The sequence below is a fragment of the Cryobacterium sp. N22 genome, from assembly GCF_002929555.1.
In the GTDB taxonomy this organism is placed as follows: Bacteria; Actinomycetota; Actinomycetes; order Actinomycetales; family Microbacteriaceae; genus Cryobacterium.
The window spans coordinates 1-18,189 of the sequence record NZ_PJJP01000038.1; the positions used below are offsets into that span (position 1 = coordinate 1).

Below are 18,189 nucleotides of genomic sequence, written 5' to 3' on the forward strand. Positions count from 1 at the left end.
AGTACGGGCATTCGGGGGAAACAACTTGCCCATGAAACGCTCCTTAGATCAGAGCGTTGCTACGACCGTATGACTTTGCCCACCAGCGAAGGCGGGAAGTCCGCAATTGAGTCTCAGGGCGTCCCGAGTGTCGGTGGCTCGGCTCACGATTCCTACATGAACGAGCCGACCCCCAACATCCACGACGTCATCCACACCGTCTTTGGCGGCGCCTTCGACGAGAGCACGGGCATCAGACGCCGCCGCGTGCAGCAGGTCGAACAGAACCTTCGCGCCTACATCCACGCCGAAGTCGACAGATACCTCACGGACGACGAACGTACCCTGCTTGCCGCCGAGCGGGAGTTCGCACCCGATGGCGCCGCGTGCCGCGCACTCGAAGCCGAGGTGCTGCTCGCTGCATTGACCGGTTTCATCGCCCCGCCGTACTTGGCGTCCGACCTGCTGCTGAGACGCGCGCAGGCGGCCGAGAGAGTATTGGCCAAGATGTCCGTGCAGGACCGCGAACACATGGAGCGCGTGATCAGCCGCGTCACGGATCACCCATCGTCGACCGGCCCCGAGATCGAGGGCAGGCAGTCGACGATCCACCCAAGCTTCGAGTGAGTGAGCCTCCGGAGATCCGCCTCGACGACCTGCCCGAGCGGCCGCGGACGATTCCAGTGTCGAACGCGGGTTGCGGACGCCTATTTCGGCGGAACGACGGGGGTCGCCTCGCCACCGGTGAGGCGGAGCAGCTCGGCGAACGTCGTGGGGAAAACCGTGTGCGCGTGGCCCGCTGCGGCCCAGACCACGGGGTAGTCGGCGAGGTCCTGGTCGACCACGGTGCGAATCGGCGACGGATGACCGATGGGCGCGACCCCGCCGATCACCTGCCCGGTGGCCTCCTTCACCAGGTCCTTGGACGCGCGACCGATGGTGCCGCCGAGCTGCTCCCCCAGCCAGGCCGTGTCCACCCGGTGCGCCCCGGAGGTCAGGACCAGCAGCGGGTCACCGTCGAGGGTGAAGACCAGCGAGTTCGCGATGGCGCCCACCTCGATGCCCAGCGCAGCGGCTGCCGCGACAGCCGTCGTGGCCGCGTCGTCGAACCAGCGGATCTCCGGGTCGAGGCCCTGCGCGTTCAGCGCCAAGCGCACTCTGTCAACGGCCGGATGCGCGGTGTTCACCATCCCAGAATCCTAGAGCCCAGCATCCGCCCGCGCACGATGCCAGGACGGCGGCTCGGAGGTCGGCAATAAGGACATAGGTCGGAAATAAGGACGCCGTGGCGGATTCCGTCCTTTTTTGCTCACTTTTTCCTTATCTCCGGCGCCCGCACGCCTGCACGGGCCTACGGACTGGCTTCAGCCGCAACCTGCTGTCGGCTAACTAGGGTGGACCCATGACCGCCGACAGCGCCGCCCGAATCATCACCCTGCCCGACCGACCGGGGCCGCAGGTGGCCGAGAGCGCGTTCGTCGCCCCCGGCGCCGTGCTCGTGGGCATCGTGAGCCTGGCCGAGCACTCCAGCGTCTGGTACAACGCGGTGCTGCGCGCCGAGGCCGAGCCCATTCGTATCGGCGCGGGCTCCAACCTGCAGGACAACGTCTCCTGCCACGTTGACGCGGGGTTCCCGCTCACCGTGGGCCGCGACGTCTCCGTGGGCCACGGCGCGGTGCTGCACGGCTGCACGGTGGAGGACGGCGCCCTGATCGGCATGGCCGCCACGGTGCTGAACGGTGCCGTCATCGGCGCCGCCTCGCTCCTGGCCGCGGGCGCCGTGGTGCTCGAGGGCACCATCGTGCCGCCCGGCTCCCTCGTGGCCGGCGTGCCCGCCAAGGTGCGCCGCAGCCTCACGCCAGACGAAATCGACGGCATCCGCCACAACGCCGAAGCGTACCTGGGCCACGCGGCCCTGCATCGCCTCGCGAACTGAGAGAAAAGCCCCAGGATCCTCGGGATTGGGGCTTAACTCACAGTTCGCGGATGGGGCGCTAGGGCTTGAGGAGGCGCTCGGAGGCCTTGACCACGTTGGCCAGCAGCATCGCGCGGGTCATCGGGCCCACGCCGCGGGGGTTGGGCGAGAGGTAGCCGGCCACGGCGGCGACGTCGGGGTGCACGTCTCCGGTGAGGATGCCCTTGCCGGTCTCCGGGTTCTCCACCCGGGTGATGCCCACGTCGAGCACGGCCGCGCCGGGCTTGATCCAGTCGGCCTGCACCAGGTGCGGCACGCCGACGGCGGCCACGACGATGTCGGCGCGGCGCACCTCGGCGGCCAGATCCACGGTGCGGGAGTGGGTGAGGGTGACGGTGGCGTCCAGGCCCTTGCGGGTGAACAGCAGGCCGAGCGGTCGGCCCACGGTGAGGCCGCGGCCGATCACGACCACGTTCTTGCCCGCGATCGGCACGTCATAGCGGCGCAGCAGCTCCACGATGCCGGCCGGGGTGCAGGGCAGCGGCGAGCTGAGCTCCCCCTCGATGCCGAGCACCAACCGGCCCAGGTTGGTGGGGTGCAGGCCGTCGGCGTCCTTGGCCGGGTCCATCAACTCGAGCATGGCGTTCTCGTTGTGGCCCACCGGCAGCGGCAGCTGGATGATGTAGCCGGTGACTTCGCGGGCGGCGTTGAGGTCAGCGATCGCGGCGCGCACATCCGCGCTCGTCGCGGAGCCGGGCAGGTCCACCCGGATCGACTCGATGCCCACCTCGGCGCAGTCCCGGTGCTTGCCGGCCACGTAGGAGCGCGAACCCGGGTCGTCGCCGACGAGCAGGGTGCCGAGCCCGGGCACGATGCCCTGCGCGGCCAGCGCGCGCACGCGCTCGGTGAGTTCTTGCTTGACCTGGGTCGCGGTGGCGACGCCGTCGAGGGTGAGTGCGGTCATGCGAAATCCGATCTATTGGTGATGCTGCGCGCCGGCCCCAGCCTGGGGCTGCGCGCCATTCTGGCTATCACAGCGCCGAGCCTGAACGGGCGGCGAGGAGATACCGGGCGCCGTCGACGGATGCGCTCACGAGAGTGGGCGCATCCGTCACGGCAACGGGCCTACTGGGAGAGGCCGGGGTACAGCGGGAACGCGTCGGTGAGGCCCTTCACCCGGGCGCGGAGGGCCTGGATGTCGGCGCCGGGCAGGAGCGCCTCGGCGATGACGTCGGACACCACGGTGAACTCGGCGTCGCCGAAACCCCGGGTGGCCAGGGCGGGCGTGCCGATGCGGAGGCCGGAGGTGACCATCGGCGGGCGCGGGTCGAACGGCACCGAGTTGCGGTTGACGGTGATGCCCACCTCGTGCAGCGCGTCTTCGGCCTGCTGGCCGTTGATCTCGGAGTTGCGGAGGTCGGCGAGCACCAGGTGCACGTCGGTGCCGCCGGTGAGCACGTCGATGCCCGCGGCGCGGGAGTCGTCGGCGGTGAGCCGGTCGGCGAGGATCCGGGCGCCGCGGAGGGTGCGCTCCTGGCGTTCCTTGAACTCGGGCAGCGCGGCGAGCTTGAACGCGGTGGCCTTGGCGGCGATCACGTGCATGAGCGGCCCGCCCTGCTGGCCGGGGAACACGTTGGAGTTGAGCTTCTTCGCCAGCGCGGTGTCGCGGGAGAGGATGAAGCCCGAGCGCGGGCCGGCGAGGGTCTTGTGCACGGTGCTGGAGACGACGTCGGCGTACGGCACCGGTGACGGGTGCAGGCCGGCGGCGACGAGTCCGGCGAAGTGGGCCATGTCGACCCAGAGCTTGGCGCCGACCTCGTCGGCGATGGCGCGGAACGCGGCGAAGTCGAGCTGGCGGGGGTAGGCCGACCAACCGGCGATGATGACCTGCGGCTTGTGCTCGAGGGCCTTGTCGCGCACCACGTCCATGTCGACGCGGAAGGTCTCCGGGTCGACGCCGTAGGCGACCGGGTTGTAGAGCTTGCCGGAGAAGTTGAGCTTCATGCCGTGGGTGAGGTGGCCGCCGTGCGCCAACTCCAGGCCCAGGATGGTGTCGCCAGGGGTGGCGATCGCGGAGAGCACCGCGGCGTTGGCGGTGGCGCCGGAGTGCGGCTGCACGTTCGCGTACTCGGCGCCGAACAGGCTCTTGGCCCGGTCGATGGCGAGCTGCTCGGCCACGTCGACGTACTCGCAGCCACCGTAGTAACGGCGGCCGGGGTAGCCCTCGGCGTACTTGTTGGTGAGCACCGACCCCTGCGACTGCAGGATGGCACGGGGCACGAAGTTCTCGCTGGCGATCATCTCGAGGTAGTCGCGCTGGCGACCAAGCTCCTGCTCGAGGATCGCGGCGATCTCGGGGTCGACGACCTCGAGGGGCTCGTTGAAGGTGGAGGGTACGGAACTGGTAAGCACTGTGTCGGACACGGGAGAACTCCTTGAGACTATCGATGGATGTGTCGTGGCCCAGGCGTGCGGTCACTAACCGTGTCAGTCGCTCCCCGATGGTGACCCATCTTTCGTGCTACGCCAGTCGCGACCCGGCAATACTATCAGCCGCGTGCGTTCCGCAGCTCGTCGATCACGAGCAGATCTGGTCGCAGGTGGTCGGTTTGGTAGGAGGCGCGGGCCACGAGGTGCGCGGCCATCGGTGCGGTGAGCGCCTGGAAGAGCACGATCGCGACCACCAGGGTGACGGTGCCGACGCTGAAGTTGGTCACCGCGATGTCCAGGGTGACCGCCATCAGGCCGAGGATCTGCGGCTTGGTGGCGGAGTGCAGCCGGGTGAGCACATCGGGGAAGCGCAGCAGGCCGACGCCGGCGGCGAGGCACATCAGGGCGGCGAGCAGCACCAGGACCGCGGTGACCACGTCGCTCCAGGGCGCGTTCATGCGCGGTCCCGGCCGGGCAGGAATCGGGCGACGCTGAGCGAGCCGAGCACGGCGAACAGGGCCAGCACCAGCAGCACCGGCAGGTTGTCGGTGTGCCGGTTGAACGCCATCTCGGCGCCGAGCGCACAGATGATGGTGGCCACAAGAACGTCGGAGGCGATCACCCTGTCGAGCACCGACGGTCCGCGGATGATGCGGTAGACGGCGGCGACGGCGCCGACGCCGAACATGAGTCCGGCGACGATGGCGACGATGTCCATGGGGGTCATGCCTGCGCTCCGTTCTGGGGGTCGGCGGGGGTGTGCGGGCCGGCTACCTGGTCGAGGCCACGGCGCACGTCTTCTTCGGCGCGCACCCTGGACACCCGTTCCACGTCTTCGGCCGAGCCGAACGCCAGCACGATACGACGCTCGGTGGCCAGCACCCGGGAGCGGAACTTCTCGGTCGCCGCCACGTCGGGCATGTTGATCACGTGCAGGTACAGGGTGGAGTCGACCCGTTCGATGTCGACCACGATCGAGCCAGGCACGATGGAGGTGGCCACGGCGGTCCAGGTGAGGATGAGGTCGCTGCGGGTGCGCAGGTGCACCGCCACGATGGCGTTGCTCGGGGTGTACCGGGGGCCCAGGGCGAGCCAGGACACGTCGATGGAGGCGCGCACGATGTCGAAGAGCAGCTTGCCGAACAGCCACACGGTGCGCCAGAGGTTGAGCCGGCCGCTCAGCTGCACCGCCGGCAGGTAGAACACGATGGACACGACCGCGGCGAAGATCACCCCGGTGAGCAGGTTCAGCCAGGAGAACTTGCCCCACAACAGCGCCCAGAGCAGCACCAGGCCGAGGAACAGCGGCAGCTGGTTCACGGCGGCGGCGAGGCGCTCCCGGCGCGCACTCACGGGGCACCGCCGGGGAAGACGGCGTCGATGTAGGTCGACGGTTCTTCGATGTTCGCGGCGGCGCGGGCGGCGAGGTCGAAGGCGGGGCCGGCGAAGACCGTGAGGCACACGGTGAGCGCCAGCATGGTGGCGGTGGCCGCGGTCATCAGCGGTGATGTGGTCTTGGTCAGGACGGTGCCCTCGTCGTGCGGGTCGTCCTGCAGGGCGTCGAGCATGGCGGAGTCGTAGTTCTCCACGTCGCGTCGCGGCCGCCAGAACGCCATGTTCCAGGCCCGGGCCAGGGCGTACAGGGTCAGCAGCGACGTCGCCGCGCCGCCGGCGAGCAGCAGGTAGTTCAGGCCCCCGCCGACCTGCACGCCCGCGTCGAACAGGGCCACCTTGCCCAGGAACCCGGAGAACGGCGGGATGCCGCCGAGGTTCAGCGCCCCGATGAAGAACAGGATGGCGACGAACGGGGCGGCCTTGAGCATCCCGCCGAGCCGGGCCAGCGAGGTGGTGCCGCCGATGCGCTCGATGAGCCCGGCGCACAGGAACAGTGTCGTCTGGATCATGATGTGGTGCACGACGTAGTAGATGGTGGCCGCGATCGCCGCCTCGGTGCCGATGGCGATGCCGAAGATCATGTAGCCGATGTGACTGACCAGCGTGAACGAGAGCAGTCGCTTGATATCGGCCTGGGCCAGCGCGCCGAGGATGCCGATCACCATGGTGAGCAGGGCCACGATCATCAGCGGCACCTGGAGCCGGTTGTCGGGGAACAGCAGCGTCTGGGTGCGCAGGATCGCGTACACGCCGACCTTGGTGAGCAGTCCGGCGAACACCGCCGTGACCGGTGCCGGGGCCGTCGGGTAGGAGTCCGGCAGCCAGAACGACAGTGGGAACACCGCCGCCTTGACGCTGAAGGCGATGAGCAGCATCAGGCCGAGGATCAGCTGCACGTCGCCGGGCAGCTCCGGGATGCGTTCGGCCAGCAGCGCCAGTGTGACGGTGCCGGTGGCGCCGTAGATGAGCGCGATGGCGGAGAGGAACAGGATCGAGGAGACCAGGCTGACGACGATGTAGGTCACGCCGGCGCGGATGCGTGCACCGGTGCCGCCGAGGGTCAGCAGCACGTAGCTGGCCGAGAGCAGCATCTCGAAGCCCACGTACATGTTGAACAGGTCGCCCGCGATGAACGCGTTGAACAGCCCGGCCGCCAGGACCAGGTAGGTGGGGTGGAAGATCGACACCGGGGTTTCCCGGTCGCCCTCGACGATGCCCTGGCCGACGGCGAAGAGCAGCACGCCGAGCAGCATCAAGGCCGAGACTATGAGCATGATCGCCGACAACCTGTCGACGACGAGCACGATGCCCCACGGCGCCTGCCAGTCGCCCACGTGCACCACGGCGGGGCCCTGCTGGTCGACGAGCACCAGCAGGATGGCGCTGATCACGACGATCACGGTCAGCGAGAGCACGCTCACCATCACCTGGTAGCGCGAGCGGCGGCCGAGGGCGAGCGTGAGCGCGGCGCCGAGCAGCGGGATGGCGACCACGAGGGGCACGAGTACGTTCATGGGGTGCCGGCCTCCCGGTCGCTGTTGCCGGTGTTGTCCGCTCCGCTGCTGTCGTCGTCGCTGCCGTCCTCACTGGCGTCCAGCGACGCCTGCACGGCGGCCTCGTCGTCGGTGGAGGAGCGGAAGGTGACCTCGGAATCCTCGGTGGTCTCCGCGGCGTGCTCGTCGGTGAGGGTGTCGCCCTCGTCGCCGAGCTGGGCCAGCCACCAGGACCGGTAGATCAGCGCGAGCAGCAGGGCGGTGATGCCGAAGTTGATCACGATCGCGGTGAGCATCAGCACTTGCGGCACCGGGTCGGCCATGGTGTCGTCAAGGGCGGTGCCGGTGACGATCGGTGAGCTGCCGGGCCGGCCGCTCATGATGAAGATCAGCAGGTTGGTGGCGTTGCCCACGAGCAGGAACCCGATCAGCACGCGGGTGAGGCTGCGCTCGAGCATGATGTAGATGCCCGCGGCGTACATCACCGCCATCACGATCACCAGGGTCAGGGAGGCGCTCATCGCGGGTCTCCTTCCGCTGGGGTGCTGCCGGCGCCGGACGGCTGGGTGATCGGGGACGTTTCCGGGCCGTTGCCGGGCGCGGGCGCCTCGGCGGGGGTCCACTCCGACGACGCGTCGAAGCCGATGGCGTCCCCCGCGTCGCTGGAGGCGTTGCCGAGCGGCGGCACCGAGGAGTGGTCGTCGTCGTCTGCGTCACCGGGTTCGTCGAGTTCGCTCTGCCGGTCGATTTCGCTGCCGAGGCTGCGGAGGATGTCGAGGACCAGGCCGATGACCACGAGGTACACGCCGATGTCGAAGATGCTGGAGGTGCCGAAGGAGAGGTGGCCGAGCACCGGCAGGTCGGCCTCGAAGTACGCCGACTCCAGCGGGATCCCGGTGACGAACAGCGATCCCACGGCCGTGCCGACGGCGAGCACCACGCCCAGCCCCAGGATCTTGCCCGGGTCGATGGGGGCGGCTTCGCCCAGTTCGTACCGGCCGCCGGCCAGGTACCTGGCCACCAGGGCCAGGCCGGCCAGCAGACCGCCGGCGAAGCCGCCGCCGGGCAGGTTGTGGCCGGCGAAGAGCAGGTAGATCGACACGATGATGGCCGGGTGGAACAGCAGTCGCACCAGCACCTCGATGATGATCGACCGATTCTCGGCCGACTGGGTGCGGCCGCCGAGCAGCCAGGACTGGCGGGTCACGGCGTGGCCGGCGGAGCTGGCGTGCGGGTCGGCCACGACGCGGCGGCGGTTCTTCGGCTCTCGGCGCTTGCGGGACTCACGGAGCCTGGGAATTTCTGCGCTGCGGCCGGAGACGAACAGCAGGCTGGCGACACCGGTGGCCACCACGATCAGCACCGAGATCTCACCCATGGTGTCCCAGGCGCGGATGTCGACGAGCATCACGTTGACGATGTTGTTACCGTGGCCCTCCTCGACGGCCAGCCTGGGCAGCTCCGCGGCGATGCTCTGCGCCTGGCGGGCGCCCAGGGAGATGACGGCGATGGTGCCCATCACGAGGCCGACGAGGGAGCCGATGATCGCCCGCCGGCGACGGTGCATCGGCCGGTTGTGCTGGGCGATGCGGCTGGGCAGTCGGCGCAGCACGAGCACGAACACCACGAGGGTGATCGATTCGACGAGCGCCTGGGTGAGCGCCAGGTCCGGGGCTCCGTGGAAGGCGAACAGGGCGACCATGCCGTAGCCGGTGACTCCGGCCAGCAGCACCGCGGTCATCCGCTGCCCGACCTTGGCGGCCATCACGGTGGCGATGATCATGACCAGGCCGATGATCACCTGCGCCGGGTAGTCCCAGAGCACGACGGTGTCTGGCCAGGTGCGGTTGACGAAGGAGGCCGCGCCCAGCGCGAGCACGAACACCACCAGGATGGTGGCCAGGTACTGCGGCAGGCCGCCCTTCTGGGCGAGGTGGGTGGTGCGGGCGGCGATCTTGTCGATGAAGCGCACGGTGTGGCCGTAGCCGTGACCGGCGTCCACCCACGCGGGAACGGCGGCCTGCCAGCGGGCCACCCGCCTGCGTTGGGCGAAGATGACCAGGCCCAGCAGCACCACGATCGTGCTGAGCAGCAGGGCCGGTTCGAACCCGTGCCAGAGCGCCAGGTGGTAGTCGCCGCCGCCGGGGACGGTGTCGGCGTACGCGGCCAGCATCGGGTCGAGCAGCATCACGAACGGGCCCAGCAGCACGGTGGCGACCGAGAGGATGCCGGGCGCCAGGGCGAAATCCCACCGGCTGGCGTGCAGGGGGGTGTCGCTGATCACCGGGCGGGTGCCGAACGCGCCCCAGAAGAATTTGGCGCTGTACGCGACGGTGAGCACCGAACCGAGCGCGGTGCCGGCCAGGGCGATCCAGCCCCAGCCGTCGCCGTCCAGGCCGGCCTCGAGGAACGCGGTGAACACCGATTCCTTGGCGACGAAGCCGAGTAGCGGCGGTAGGCCGGCCATGGACGCGACGGCGATCAGGGCGATGGCGGCGAGCGCCGGTTCGCGGCGACCGATGCCGGAGAGCTTGCGCCAGTCGCGGGTGCCGGCGCGGTGGTCGATGATGCCCACCACCAGGAACAGGGTGGCTTTGTACAGCGCGTGGGCGAGCAGCAGGGTCACCCCGGCGAGTGCGGCGTCGCGGGTGCCGAAGCCGACGACGACCATGAGGAAGCCGAGTTGGCTGACGGTGCCGTAGGCGAGCATCAGCTTGATGTCGTGTTGGCGCAGCGACCGCCAGGCGCCCACGAGCATGGTCCAGATGCCGATGGTCACCAGCACCGGCAGCCAGCCCGGCGAGTCCGCGTAGCCGGGCGCGAACCGGGCCGTGAGGTAGATGCCGGCCTTCACCATCGCGGCGGCGTGCAGGTACGCGCTCACCGGGGTGGGCGCGGCCATCGCGGCCGGCAGCCAGAAGTGGAACGGGATCAGCGCCGACTTCGACAGGGCGCCGACCAGGATCAGCAGCACCGCCCAGATCGCGACGGGGCTGCCGGTGGGCTCGGCGACGATCGCCGCCAGGGACGTGGTACCGGCGTCGACGGAGATCATCACAACACCGATAAGCATCACCAGGCCGCCGAACGTGGTCACCAGCAGCGCCTGCAGGGCGGCACCACGGCTCTCCCGTTTGGTCGTGTAATGCCCGATCAGCAGGTAGGAGAGCACGCTGGTGATCTCCCAGAACATGAACATCACCAGGATGTCGTCGGCGGTGACGAGACCGTACATGGTGCCGGCGAAGGCGAGCAGCAGCGCGGCGAAGCGGCCCAGGCTGGGCTCGTCGGCGTCGAAGTAGCGAGCGCAGTAGATGAGCACCAGGGCGCCGATACCGGTGACAACGAGGGCGAGCAGCCAGGCGAGCGCATCCACCCGGAACGACAGGCTGATGCCCAGCTGCGGGATCCACGGCAGGCTCTCGGTGACCGCGCCGCCGCCGGTGATCACGCCGGTCTGGGTGAGGGTGTAGCCGAACGCCGCGGTCGGCAGGATGGCCACGACGTAAAAGACGCGCAGCCCCATCAGTCGCGTGAGCGTGGGAGTGAGAACGGAAACAAGCAGGAAGGCCAGGAGGATTGTCGCCATGGGGCCTCCCGGCTCTCTGTAAAAGAGTGTCGTCTCTACGGTCAGAGTGTCGCTTTCCAGTGTATAGGAGCGGGTCTTTCGACCCTGACCGCTGAGCATCCGTCGACTAGTGTTGCCGCAACCCCCAGATCGGATGCTCCACGTGACCACTCGCACCACCGGGCCTGACCGGCCCGAGAACTCGCCCGCACGCAGCAGCGCCACACCGCACCGCTCCGGTCACGAGGAAACCCCGCTCGAGCACATCGACGACGCCCTGAGCGTGCACGAGGATGCGGGCCTGCACAAGGGCCTCAAGGCGCGGCACGTGCAGATGATCGCGATCGGCGGCGCCATCGGCACTGGCCTGTTCCTCGGCGCCGGCGGCCGGCTGGCCATCGCAGGTCCCGCCCTGGTGTTCGTGTACGCCATCTGCGGTTTTTTCGCGTTCCTGATCCTGCGGGCGCTCGGCGAGCTGGTGCTGCACCGGCCCACATCCGGCTCGTTCGTGTCGTATGCGCGGGAGTTCTTCGGCGAGAAGACCGCGTTCGTGACCGGCTGGCTGTACTGGCTCAACTGGGTGATGACCGCGATCGTGGATGTGACCGCGGTAGCGCTGTACATGAACTTCTTCGGCAAGTACTGGGCTCCGTTCGGCGACGTTCCGCAGTGGCTGTTCGCGCTGCTCGCCCTCGCCGTGGTGCTGGGCCTGAACCTGCTCTCGGTGAAGGTGTTCGGTGAGCTGGAGTTCTGGTTCGCGCTGATCAAGGTGGTCGCGATCGTGGTGTTCCTGATCGTGGGCACCTGGATGGTCATCATCGGCACCCCGGTTGAGGGCGCGACCGTGGGCTTCTCGCTGATCGCCGACAACGGCGGCTGGCTGCCCAACGGTCTGCTCGCGTCGGTGCTCGTGGTGCAGGGCGTGGTCTTCGCCTACGCCTCGATCGAGCTGATCGGCACCGCCGCCGGCGAGACCGAGAACCCTGAGAAGGTGATGCCCAAGGCCATCAACACGGTGATCGTGCGCATCGCGGTCTTCTACGTCGGGTCGGTCCTGCTGCTCTCGCTGTTGTTGCCGTACACGGCATATGAAGCCGGCGTGAGCCCGTTCGTCACCTTCTTCGGCTCGATCGGTGTCGAGGGCGTCGACGTGATCATGAACCTCGTCGTGCTCACGGCGGCGCTGTCGTCGCTGAACGCGGGCCTGTATTCCACGGGCCGCATCCTCCGGTCGATGTCGCTGGCCGGGTCGGCACCCCGGTTCGCCGACAAGGTGAGCCGCAACGGGGTGCCGTTCGGCGGCATCCTGCTCACCGGGGTCGTGACTCTGCTCGGCGTGGGCCTGAACGCCCTCGTGCCCGACGAGGCGTTCGAGATCGTGCTGAACATGGCCGCAATCGGCATCATCAGCGCGTGGGGCATGATCGTGCTCTGCCAGCTGCGGCTGCAGGCCTGGGCGAAGGCGGGCATCCTCACCCGGCCGGCGTTCCGGATGCCCGGCGCCCCGTTCACGGGATACCTCACGCTGGCGTTCCTCGCGACCGTGCTCGTGCTGATGGCGTTCGACTGGCCGGTCGGCACGCTCACCATCAGCTCGCTCGGCCTCATCATCCCGGCGCTGATCCTGGGCTGGTTCGCCTGCCGCGGCCGGATCCTGGAGATCGCGGCCGCCCGGCCGCCGTTGCCCGTCACCAAGCGCTAGTGGAGCCCGCCTCTCTAGCTGTTGCCCGTGCGGACAATTGCGCCCGGCGCACCGGGCACAATTGTCCGCTGCGGCAACAGTTGGCGCCGGCGCGGGTCAGGCGCGGCGGCGGCGGATGACGATGTCGCTGAAGAGAACCAGGGCCAGGGCCAGCAGGATGATGGCCACGTACACGAACGGCACCGTGCCCAGCCCCACCCGGTCCAGCAGGAATGCTCCCACGAACGCGCCCAGGCCGATGCCGATGTTGAACGCGGTGGTGTACACGGCGCTGGCGGTGTCGCGGATGCGCACCGACGCCGTGTGCAGCAGTCGGGTCTGCAGCAGCGGCGGGAACGAGCCGAACGCGAGGCCCCAGACCAGGAACGCGGCGATCGCCACGGGCAGCACCTCGGTGGACAGCGCCAGCACGCTCACGCTGACGGCGGTCACCGCCAGGCCGAGCACCAGGCCCAGCTGCGGGCGCTTGCTGAACACCACCCCGCTGATGAACAGGCCGATCGCCCCGGCGATGCCGTAGGCGAAGAGCAGGGGCGCCACGGCGTCGCTGCCCACGCCGAGGGTGTCGCTGAGGAACGGGGCGATGTAGGTGTAGAAGGTGTAGTGCCCGATCATGGTCAGCGCCGTGATCACGCAGACCAGCGCGACGGCGCCGATCGTGGCGTCCCGCGGCAGCTTGGCGGGCAGGGTGACCGTGCCGGTGGCCGTGGTCACGGGCTGCGCCGGCCTGGCGTTGTAGTGGTCGACCTTGGGCAGGAACTTCCAGATCACGACGGCGCCCACGAGCATCAGCCCGGCGAGCACCACGAACGAGAGCCGCCAGCCCAGCAGGTGGCCGAGGAAGGTGCCCAGCGGCACCCCGAAGACGAACGCCAGCGTGCCGCCGGCGATGGTGATCGAGACGGCCCTGGCGATCTGGTCCTTGGGCACGAGGTGCGCGGAGTACGCGCCGACGACACCCCAGAACAGGCCGTGCGCGAGCCCGCCGATCACCCGCGAGATCACGACGAAGGTGTAGTCGGGGGCGATCGCGGTGAGCACGTTGCTCAGTGCGAAGACCACCAGGACCATGAGGATGAGGCCATGCCGGGGCATCCGGCGGGTCAGCAGCGCCAACGGGGTGCTGGTGATCACCACGGTGAAGGCGAACCAGGACACGAGCAGCCCGACCTCGGACTGGCTCACGCCCAGCGAGTTGCTCATCTCCGGCAGCAGGCCGGTGGGCAGCATCTCCGAGGTGACCGAGAGGAACACGGCGGCGGAGAGGGCGATCAGGCCGATCCAGGGGAACGGTCCGGTGGGGGCCTTTTCGTTCGGACCGGGAGTGCCGGTTGAGGGCAGCGTGATGGGCGCGGTGAATGACATGGGTGCTGTGGCTCACAGACAGGATGCCGCTTGCCCGAGGCCAACGGCTGTCACGGCTGGCTGCGCGGGGTTGTTCAAGCGGTGCGCGCCGACGTGCGCGCCCGGGGCCGGTGAGATTCCGCCGACCGTCAGCCAGCTTAGCCGAGTGAGTCCGAAAGCAACAGGTTCACGCGGCGCAGCCGGCCGGCCGGCGGGCCCCCGATGCCGGCCTGCGCCGGCGGGCCGGGTAATCTGGTCCGATGAACCCCAGTCTTCCGGCGCCCGTGCACCATCACCACCTGGTCGTCACCCTCGTCTGCCCCGACCAGCCCGGCATCGTGCACGCCGTCAGCGGCGCGATCGTTCAGGCCCGCGGCAACATCACCGAGAGCCAGCAGTTCTCCAGCGCCGACACCGGCCGGTTCTTCATCCGCCTGCAGGTGGAGTCCCCCGCGAACCGCGACGAACTGCAGGCCGCGCTCGCGCCGATCGTCGAGCGGTACGCCATGGCATCCGTCATCGACGTCGTCGGCCGGCCGTTGCGCACCCTGGTGCTGGCCTCCACCGCCGGGCACTGCGTCAACGACCTGCTCTTCCGCCAGCGTGGCGGCCAGCTGGCCGTCGAGGTGCCGCTGGTGCTCAGCAACCACGGCACCCTGCGTGACCTGGTCGGGTTCTACGGCGTGCCGTTCGAGTCGCTGCCGATCACGGATGCGGCCAGCAAGGCCGCGTTCGAGGCGCGGGTGGTCGCGGCCGTCGAGGCGAACGACATCGAGCTGGTGGTGCTGGCCCGGTACATGCAGATCCTCTCCCCCGAGCTCTGCGCGTACCTCGAGGGCCGCGCGATCAACATCCACCACTCGTTCCTGCCCGGCTTCAAGGGTGCCAACCCGTACAAGCAGGCGCACGCCCGCGGCGTGAAGCTCATCGGCGCCACCGCCCACTTCGTCACCAGCGACCTGGACGAGGGTCCGATCATCGAGCAGAACGTGGTGCGCGTGGATCACTCCCGCACCCCCGGCGAGCTCGTCGCGATCGGCCAGGACGAGGAGAGCCGCACGCTCACCCAGGCTGTGAAGTGGTTCGCCGAGAACCGGGTGCTTCTCGACGGCGCCCGCACCATCATCTTCAAGTAGCCCGGTCGGTAGGATTGGCGGGTGAACGACACCCGCCCCACCCCGACCATCGGCGCCAACGACATCCTGCGCTTTGTGCTTGAACTGTTCGCCTTCGTGACCCTGGCGCTCTGGGGGTTCCTGGCCTGGCCGCTGCCGTGGCCGGGCATCCTGGTGGGCATCCTCGCGCCGGCCTTCGCGATCCTGGTCTGGGCGTTGTTCCGCTCACCCAAGGCCGTGTTCCGGCTCGACCCGTTCGGCAAGGCGATCGTGGAGATCTTCGTGTTCGGCGCCGCGGCGCTGGCCTGGTGGGACCTGGGCCAGCCGATCGTGGCCGGCGTCTTCGCCGTCGTCGCCACCGTCAACGGCGTCATCTCCGGCCGCAAGGAACTCGGCGCCTGAGCCCTACTGCATCAGGCCGATGATGGCGCCCATCACGGTGAAGGACACCACGTTGTACGACCCGTTGATGACGAACAGCAGCGGGCTTCGTCGTTCGAACAGGTAGTTCACACCGAAGGCGGCGGCCACGAAGGTCGCACCGGTGGCGAATCCGGCGAACACACCGAAGGCCGCCCCGTTCGAGCCGATGAACGCGGCCAGGCTGATCGCCATCATCACCGCCAGGATTGCCGACCCGATGAAGACCCGCGCGGTTCCGTGCGCCAGCTGCGCGTCGGTGACACCGGCCGCGCGTTGCCAGGGACGGGCGAACAGCACCGAGTACCAGAGCCCGCCGATGACGAACGACGAGAGTGCGGCCAGCGCGATCGCCAGCCAGTTGAATGACACGTCCATGACTGCTCCCGGGATGCCTGGTCCCGGCGTCTCCGGGACACTGTCACGCTAACCCTCAGGGCACGGGGCGTCTTGTAGAAAATTCCGGCGCACCCGGCGACGGCACACCGTCCGGTTCGTCCAACGGCACGAAGGCGGCGTAGTCGGCGCCGAAGCGGGCAACGATGTCGAGGTACCGGCTGGGCGAGAACCCCGTGAACGCCCGGAAGACCCTGATGAAGTGCGGCTGGTCGTAGTACCCGGAGGTGGCCACCAGGTCGGCCCAGCTGGGCATCGGCCCCTGCAACGGCAGCGCCTGAATGAACTGGCGGAACCGCACGATGTCGGCGTAGACCTTGGGAGTGACCCCGCACCAGGACCTGAAGTCGTCGATCAGGCGGTGGTGGCTGAGCCCGGCGGCCGCCGCGATCACCGGCATCGGCGCATCCGGGTTCTGGTGGATGCCGGCCCAGGCCCGCACCACCGGCGGCGGCGCCGAGCCGGGCCGCCGCTGGGCGCGCAGGTGGTCGATCAGCAGCGCCACCGCCGCCTCGGGGTCGGGGGCCCGCCGCGCGGCCTCCCGCAGCGTGTCGGTGTCACCGAGCAGCCCCTGGCTCTCGCGCACGGTGCCGGTCAGGTCGGCGGCGGGCAGCTCGAGAAACCTCGCGGCGGCGAACGGCGCCAGCTCGGCGGCGACGTGCCGGATCGCCGGCGGGCTCTGGGTCATCAGGAACCGCGGCTGCAGCCCGGACAGGAAGCCCGCGCCGAGCGTGCGCGCCGCCCCGGTCTGCAGGTCGAACAACCGATACGGGTCGGACAGGTTGAGGATCAGGTGCAGGGCGGGTTGCGGGAAGATGCGCTCGTAGCGCTGCTCGACGGGCTGCTCGAGGTACCACAGCCGCAGCACCTCCGGCGCCAGATCGGCCGGCACGGGCACCTCGAGGTAGGCCATGCCCCCACCGTAGGACCGACCGCGGCCGAGGACTACCCGCACACCAGGCGCGCGTCGCAAGGCACCGGCCTGCCGGTGCCGAGACGACACTTCGAGCCCGTGGCGCGACCCGCGACGGGCCCCAACCGCCTACTCGCCACAGATGCCTGTCGCGAGATGACACTTGAGGCCCGTCCAGGGCCGCCCAACGGGCCCCAACTGCCCACTCGCCAAACGACGCGGGCGGCTCAGCGATCGAGGGGGTCGGTGACCGGCGCCGCCGGGGGCTCGGGGGCGGGCTGGGCGGGCAGGCCGCCGGGCATCCGCAGGGCGTAGAGGGAGGTGGCCACGAAGAGCAGCCCGCCGATCAGGAACGCGGCCGGGTACGAGACCGTGTCCGCGAGCAGCCCGGCCACGAGCGGGCCGACGATGGCGCCGAAGTCGGAGAACATCGAGAAGATCGCCACCGGGCGGCCGCCCGCGGTGCCCGCCGCGTCGCCGACGGATGCCGCCGGCGCGGTGCCCATGAACGCCGCGGCGACGCCGTAGACGCAGAGCAGTGCGGTGAGCAGCCAGATGTTCGGGGCGAACGGGATCGCCGTGATCGTCACGGCCGCCACCAGGAAAGACCCGATGATGGCCGGTTTGCGGCCGACGGTGTCGACGAACCGTGACGCGGGCGCCAGCGCGAGGGTCTGCGCGACGGCGGCGACGGCGAACGCGATGCCGGTCCAGGCGCTCGGCCCCTTGAGTACCTCGACGACGAGCACCGGCACCAGGGCGCCGCGCACCCCGAACGACGACCAGCCCTGGGAGAAGTTGGCCAGGCAGGCGGCGCGGAACCGGGGGTCGCGCAAAACCGTGCGCAGCGGCAGCAACGGAACCGGGGCGCCGGTCGGACCGGCGCCGGCGCGGGTGGCCGGCTGCAGCAGGACCAGCCCGATCACCCCGGCCACGGCGAGGGTGCCGGCGTAGAAGAAGAACGGCGCGGTCAGCGAGATGGTGGCGAGCAGGCCGCCGAGCGCCGGCCCGGCCATGCCGCCGATGAGGAAACCGCCCTGGTAGAAGCCCACGGCGCGGCCGCGGATGCCCGGCGCCGTGGTGCGCAGCAGCAGGGTCATCGCCGCGACGGTGAACATCGCAGAGCCGATGCCGCCCGCGCCGCGCAGCAGCAACAGTTGCGGGTAGCTGCCGGCGATGCCGACCAGACCGCTTGACACCGCCACGATGCCGATGCCCACGGCGAGGATGGTGCGTTCGCCGGCCCAGTCGATGAGCTTGCCGCAGACCGGGCTGGCGATGAAGCGCATCAGGGCGAACGCCGACACCACCGCGCCGATCTCCAGGTTGCCCACGCCGAAGCTCTTCACGTACACCGGCAGCACCGGCACGACCACGCCGAAGCCCACCATGACGAAGAACGCGATCACGCCGAGCACGTAGACATCCCGGCCCAGGCGGGGTTCGTTCGCCGTTCGGCTGGTCGTGGGCCCGAACGGTAAACGGATGCGTCGCATCCCTCCAGATTAGGCGCTCGGCA

Annotated in this window: 18 protein-coding genes and 1 riboswitch; of the genes, 5 read left to right on the forward strand and 13 right to left on the reverse strand. The window is 69.5% G+C overall.

The features are described 5' to 3' along the window. The first annotated feature begins 156 nt into the window (after window positions 1–156). Window positions 157–606, forward strand: a complete 450-nt coding sequence (locus tag CXY76_RS13940) for a hypothetical protein (RefSeq protein ID WP_104165576.1) — start codon at window positions 157–159, stop codon at window positions 604–606. Between the two features lie 80 nt (window positions 607–686). Here the strand turns inward: CXY76_RS13940 and CXY76_RS13945 are convergent, their stop codons facing one another. Further along, on the reverse strand, window positions 687–1,169 hold the full coding sequence (locus tag CXY76_RS13945; RefSeq protein WP_104165578.1) for a YbaK/EbsC family protein: 483 nt from the start codon (window positions 1,167–1,169) through the stop codon (window positions 687–689). Window positions 1,170–1,381: 212 nt separating this feature from the next. Here CXY76_RS13945 and CXY76_RS13950 point away from each other — a divergent pair, with 212 nt between their 5' ends. Then, window positions 1,382–1,915 carry a gamma carbonic anhydrase family protein gene (locus CXY76_RS13950; RefSeq protein ID WP_104165580.1) on the forward strand — a complete coding sequence of 178 codons (534 nt, stop codon included), beginning with the start codon at window positions 1,382–1,384 and terminating at the stop codon, window positions 1,913–1,915. Window positions 1,916–1,973: 58 nt separating this feature from the next. On the opposite strand, the gene CXY76_RS13955 is transcribed toward CXY76_RS13950, so the two are convergent. The 8 genes from CXY76_RS13955 to CXY76_RS13990 all read right to left on the reverse strand — a co-directional run bounded on the left by CXY76_RS13955 (window position 1,974) and on the right by CXY76_RS13990 (window position 10,801). Continuing rightward, window positions 1,974–2,858, reverse strand: a complete 885-nt coding sequence (locus CXY76_RS13955) for a bifunctional methylenetetrahydrofolate dehydrogenase/methenyltetrahydrofolate cyclohydrolase (protein WP_104165583.1) — start codon at window positions 2,856–2,858, stop codon at window positions 1,974–1,976. A 161-nt stretch (window positions 2,859–3,019) separates the two neighbouring features. Then, on the reverse strand, window positions 3,020–4,318 hold the full coding sequence (glyA, locus tag CXY76_RS13960) for a serine hydroxymethyltransferase (protein ID WP_104165585.1): 1,299 nt from the start codon (window positions 4,316–4,318) through the stop codon (window positions 3,020–3,022). A gap of 30 nt (window positions 4,319–4,348) precedes the next feature. Beyond that, window positions 4,349–4,438: riboswitch (ZMP/ZTP riboswitch) on the reverse strand. A 5-nt stretch (window positions 4,439–4,443) separates the two neighbouring features. After that, the gene (mnhG, locus tag CXY76_RS13965) at window positions 4,444–4,782 is read right to left on the reverse strand and encodes a monovalent cation/H(+) antiporter subunit G (protein ID WP_104165587.1); all 339 of its coding nucleotides are present in this window, start codon (window positions 4,780–4,782) and stop codon (window positions 4,444–4,446) included. Continuing rightward, window positions 4,779–5,051, reverse strand: coding sequence for a monovalent cation/H+ antiporter complex subunit F (locus CXY76_RS13970; protein WP_104165589.1), 273 nt, complete (start codon window positions 5,049–5,051; stop codon window positions 4,779–4,781). The genes mnhG and CXY76_RS13970 overlap by 4 nt, the downstream gene beginning before the upstream one ends. Then, window positions 5,048–5,677 (reverse strand): Na+/H+ antiporter subunit E, encoded by a 630-nt coding sequence (locus CXY76_RS13975; RefSeq protein WP_158253912.1) that lies wholly within the window; start codon window positions 5,675–5,677, stop codon window positions 5,048–5,050. Before CXY76_RS13975 ends, CXY76_RS13970 begins: the two co-directional genes overlap by 4 nt. Continuing rightward, entirely contained in the window at window positions 5,674–7,233 is a 1,560-nt protein-coding gene (locus CXY76_RS13980) for a Na+/H+ antiporter subunit D (protein WP_104165593.1), read from the reverse strand. Before CXY76_RS13980 ends, CXY76_RS13975 begins: the two co-directional genes overlap by 4 nt. Continuing rightward, a complete protein-coding gene (locus CXY76_RS13985) occupies window positions 7,230–7,733 on the reverse strand; it encodes a sodium:proton antiporter (RefSeq protein ID WP_104165595.1) in 504 nt (167 codons plus the stop codon). Before CXY76_RS13985 ends, CXY76_RS13980 begins: the two co-directional genes overlap by 4 nt. Continuing rightward, window positions 7,730–10,801 (reverse strand): Na+/H+ antiporter subunit A, encoded by a 3,072-nt coding sequence (locus CXY76_RS13990; protein ID WP_104165597.1) that lies wholly within the window; start codon window positions 10,799–10,801, stop codon window positions 7,730–7,732. The genes CXY76_RS13985 and CXY76_RS13990 overlap by 4 nt, the downstream gene beginning before the upstream one ends. Before the next feature lie 244 nt (window positions 10,802–11,045). Here CXY76_RS13990 and CXY76_RS13995 point away from each other — a divergent pair, with 244 nt between their 5' ends. Beyond that, the gene (locus CXY76_RS13995) at window positions 11,046–12,482 is read left to right on the forward strand and encodes an amino acid permease (protein WP_233199919.1); all 1,437 of its coding nucleotides are present in this window, start codon (window positions 11,046–11,048) and stop codon (window positions 12,480–12,482) included. A 96-nt stretch (window positions 12,483–12,578) separates the two neighbouring features. Here CXY76_RS13995 and CXY76_RS14000 read toward each other — a convergent pair whose 3' ends face one another. Beyond that, complete coding sequence (locus tag CXY76_RS14000) at window positions 12,579–13,847, reverse strand: MFS transporter (protein WP_104165601.1); 1,269 nt, start codon at window positions 13,845–13,847, stop codon at window positions 12,579–12,581. A 239-nt stretch (window positions 13,848–14,086) separates the two neighbouring features. Between CXY76_RS14000 and purU the strand changes: the two genes are divergently transcribed. Both purU and CXY76_RS14010 read left to right on the forward strand, forming a co-directional pair. Continuing rightward, complete coding sequence (gene purU, locus CXY76_RS14005; protein ID WP_104165603.1) at window positions 14,087–14,962, forward strand: formyltetrahydrofolate deformylase; 876 nt, start codon at window positions 14,087–14,089, stop codon at window positions 14,960–14,962. A 21-nt stretch (window positions 14,963–14,983) separates the two neighbouring features. Continuing rightward, window positions 14,984–15,343 carry a YrdB family protein gene (locus CXY76_RS14010; protein WP_104165605.1) on the forward strand — a complete coding sequence of 120 codons (360 nt, stop codon included), beginning with the start codon at window positions 14,984–14,986 and terminating at the stop codon, window positions 15,341–15,343. Between the two features lie 3 nt (window positions 15,344–15,346). Here the strand turns inward: CXY76_RS14010 and CXY76_RS14015 are convergent, their stop codons facing one another. The 3 genes from CXY76_RS14015 to CXY76_RS14025 form a co-directional block, all read right to left on the reverse strand. Next, window positions 15,347–15,739: a DUF1761 domain-containing protein gene (locus CXY76_RS14015; RefSeq protein WP_104165607.1), complete on the reverse strand. Its 393-nt coding sequence runs from the start codon at window positions 15,737–15,739 to the stop codon at window positions 15,347–15,349. A gap of 55 nt (window positions 15,740–15,794) precedes the next feature. Further along, window positions 15,795–16,670, reverse strand: a complete 876-nt coding sequence (locus CXY76_RS14020) for a helix-turn-helix domain-containing protein (protein ID WP_104165609.1) — start codon at window positions 16,668–16,670, stop codon at window positions 15,795–15,797. A gap of 227 nt (window positions 16,671–16,897) precedes the next feature. Continuing rightward, a complete protein-coding gene (locus CXY76_RS14025; protein ID WP_104165611.1) occupies window positions 16,898–18,166 on the reverse strand; it encodes an MFS transporter in 1,269 nt (422 codons plus the stop codon). Between the last annotated feature and the right edge of the window lie 23 nt (window positions 18,167–18,189).

Coding starts and splice junctions, on each gene's coding strand:
- CXY76_RS13940 (WP_104165576.1), top strand. CDS start 157: ATGAACGAGCCGACCCCCAACATCCACGACGTCATCCACACCGTCTTT.
- CXY76_RS13945 (WP_104165578.1), bottom strand. CDS start 1,169: ATGGTGAACACCGCGCATCCGGCCGTTGACAGAGTGCGCTTGGCGCTG.
- CXY76_RS13950 (WP_104165580.1), top strand. CDS start 1,382: ATGACCGCCGACAGCGCCGCCCGAATCATCACCCTGCCCGACCGACCG.
- CXY76_RS13955 (WP_104165583.1), bottom strand. CDS start 2,858: ATGACCGCACTCACCCTCGACGGCGTCGCCACCGCGACCCAGGTCAAG.
- mnhG (WP_104165587.1), bottom strand. CDS start 4,782: ATGAACGCGCCCTGGAGCGACGTGGTCACCGCGGTCCTGGTGCTGCTC.
- CXY76_RS13970 (WP_104165589.1), bottom strand. CDS start 5,051: ATGACCCCCATGGACATCGTCGCCATCGTCGCCGGACTCATGTTCGGC.
- CXY76_RS13980 (WP_104165593.1), bottom strand. CDS start 7,233: ATGAACGTACTCGTGCCCCTCGTGGTCGCCATCCCGCTGCTCGGCGCC.
- CXY76_RS13985 (WP_104165595.1), bottom strand. CDS start 7,733: ATGAGCGCCTCCCTGACCCTGGTGATCGTGATGGCGGTGATGTACGCC.
- CXY76_RS13990 (WP_104165597.1), bottom strand. CDS start 10,801: ATGGCGACAATCCTCCTGGCCTTCCTGCTTGTTTCCGTTCTCACTCCC.
- CXY76_RS14000 (WP_104165601.1), bottom strand. CDS start 13,847: ATGTCATTCACCGCGCCCATCACGCTGCCCTCAACCGGCACTCCCGGT.
- purU (WP_104165603.1), top strand. CDS start 14,087: ATGAACCCCAGTCTTCCGGCGCCCGTGCACCATCACCACCTGGTCGTC.
- CXY76_RS14015 (WP_104165607.1), bottom strand. CDS start 15,739: ATGGACGTGTCATTCAACTGGCTGGCGATCGCGCTGGCCGCACTCTCG.
- CXY76_RS14020 (WP_104165609.1), bottom strand. CDS start 16,670: ATGGCCTACCTCGAGGTGCCCGTGCCGGCCGATCTGGCGCCGGAGGTG.
- CXY76_RS14025 (WP_104165611.1), bottom strand. CDS start 18,166: ATGCGACGCATCCGTTTACCGTTCGGGCCCACGACCAGCCGAACGGCG.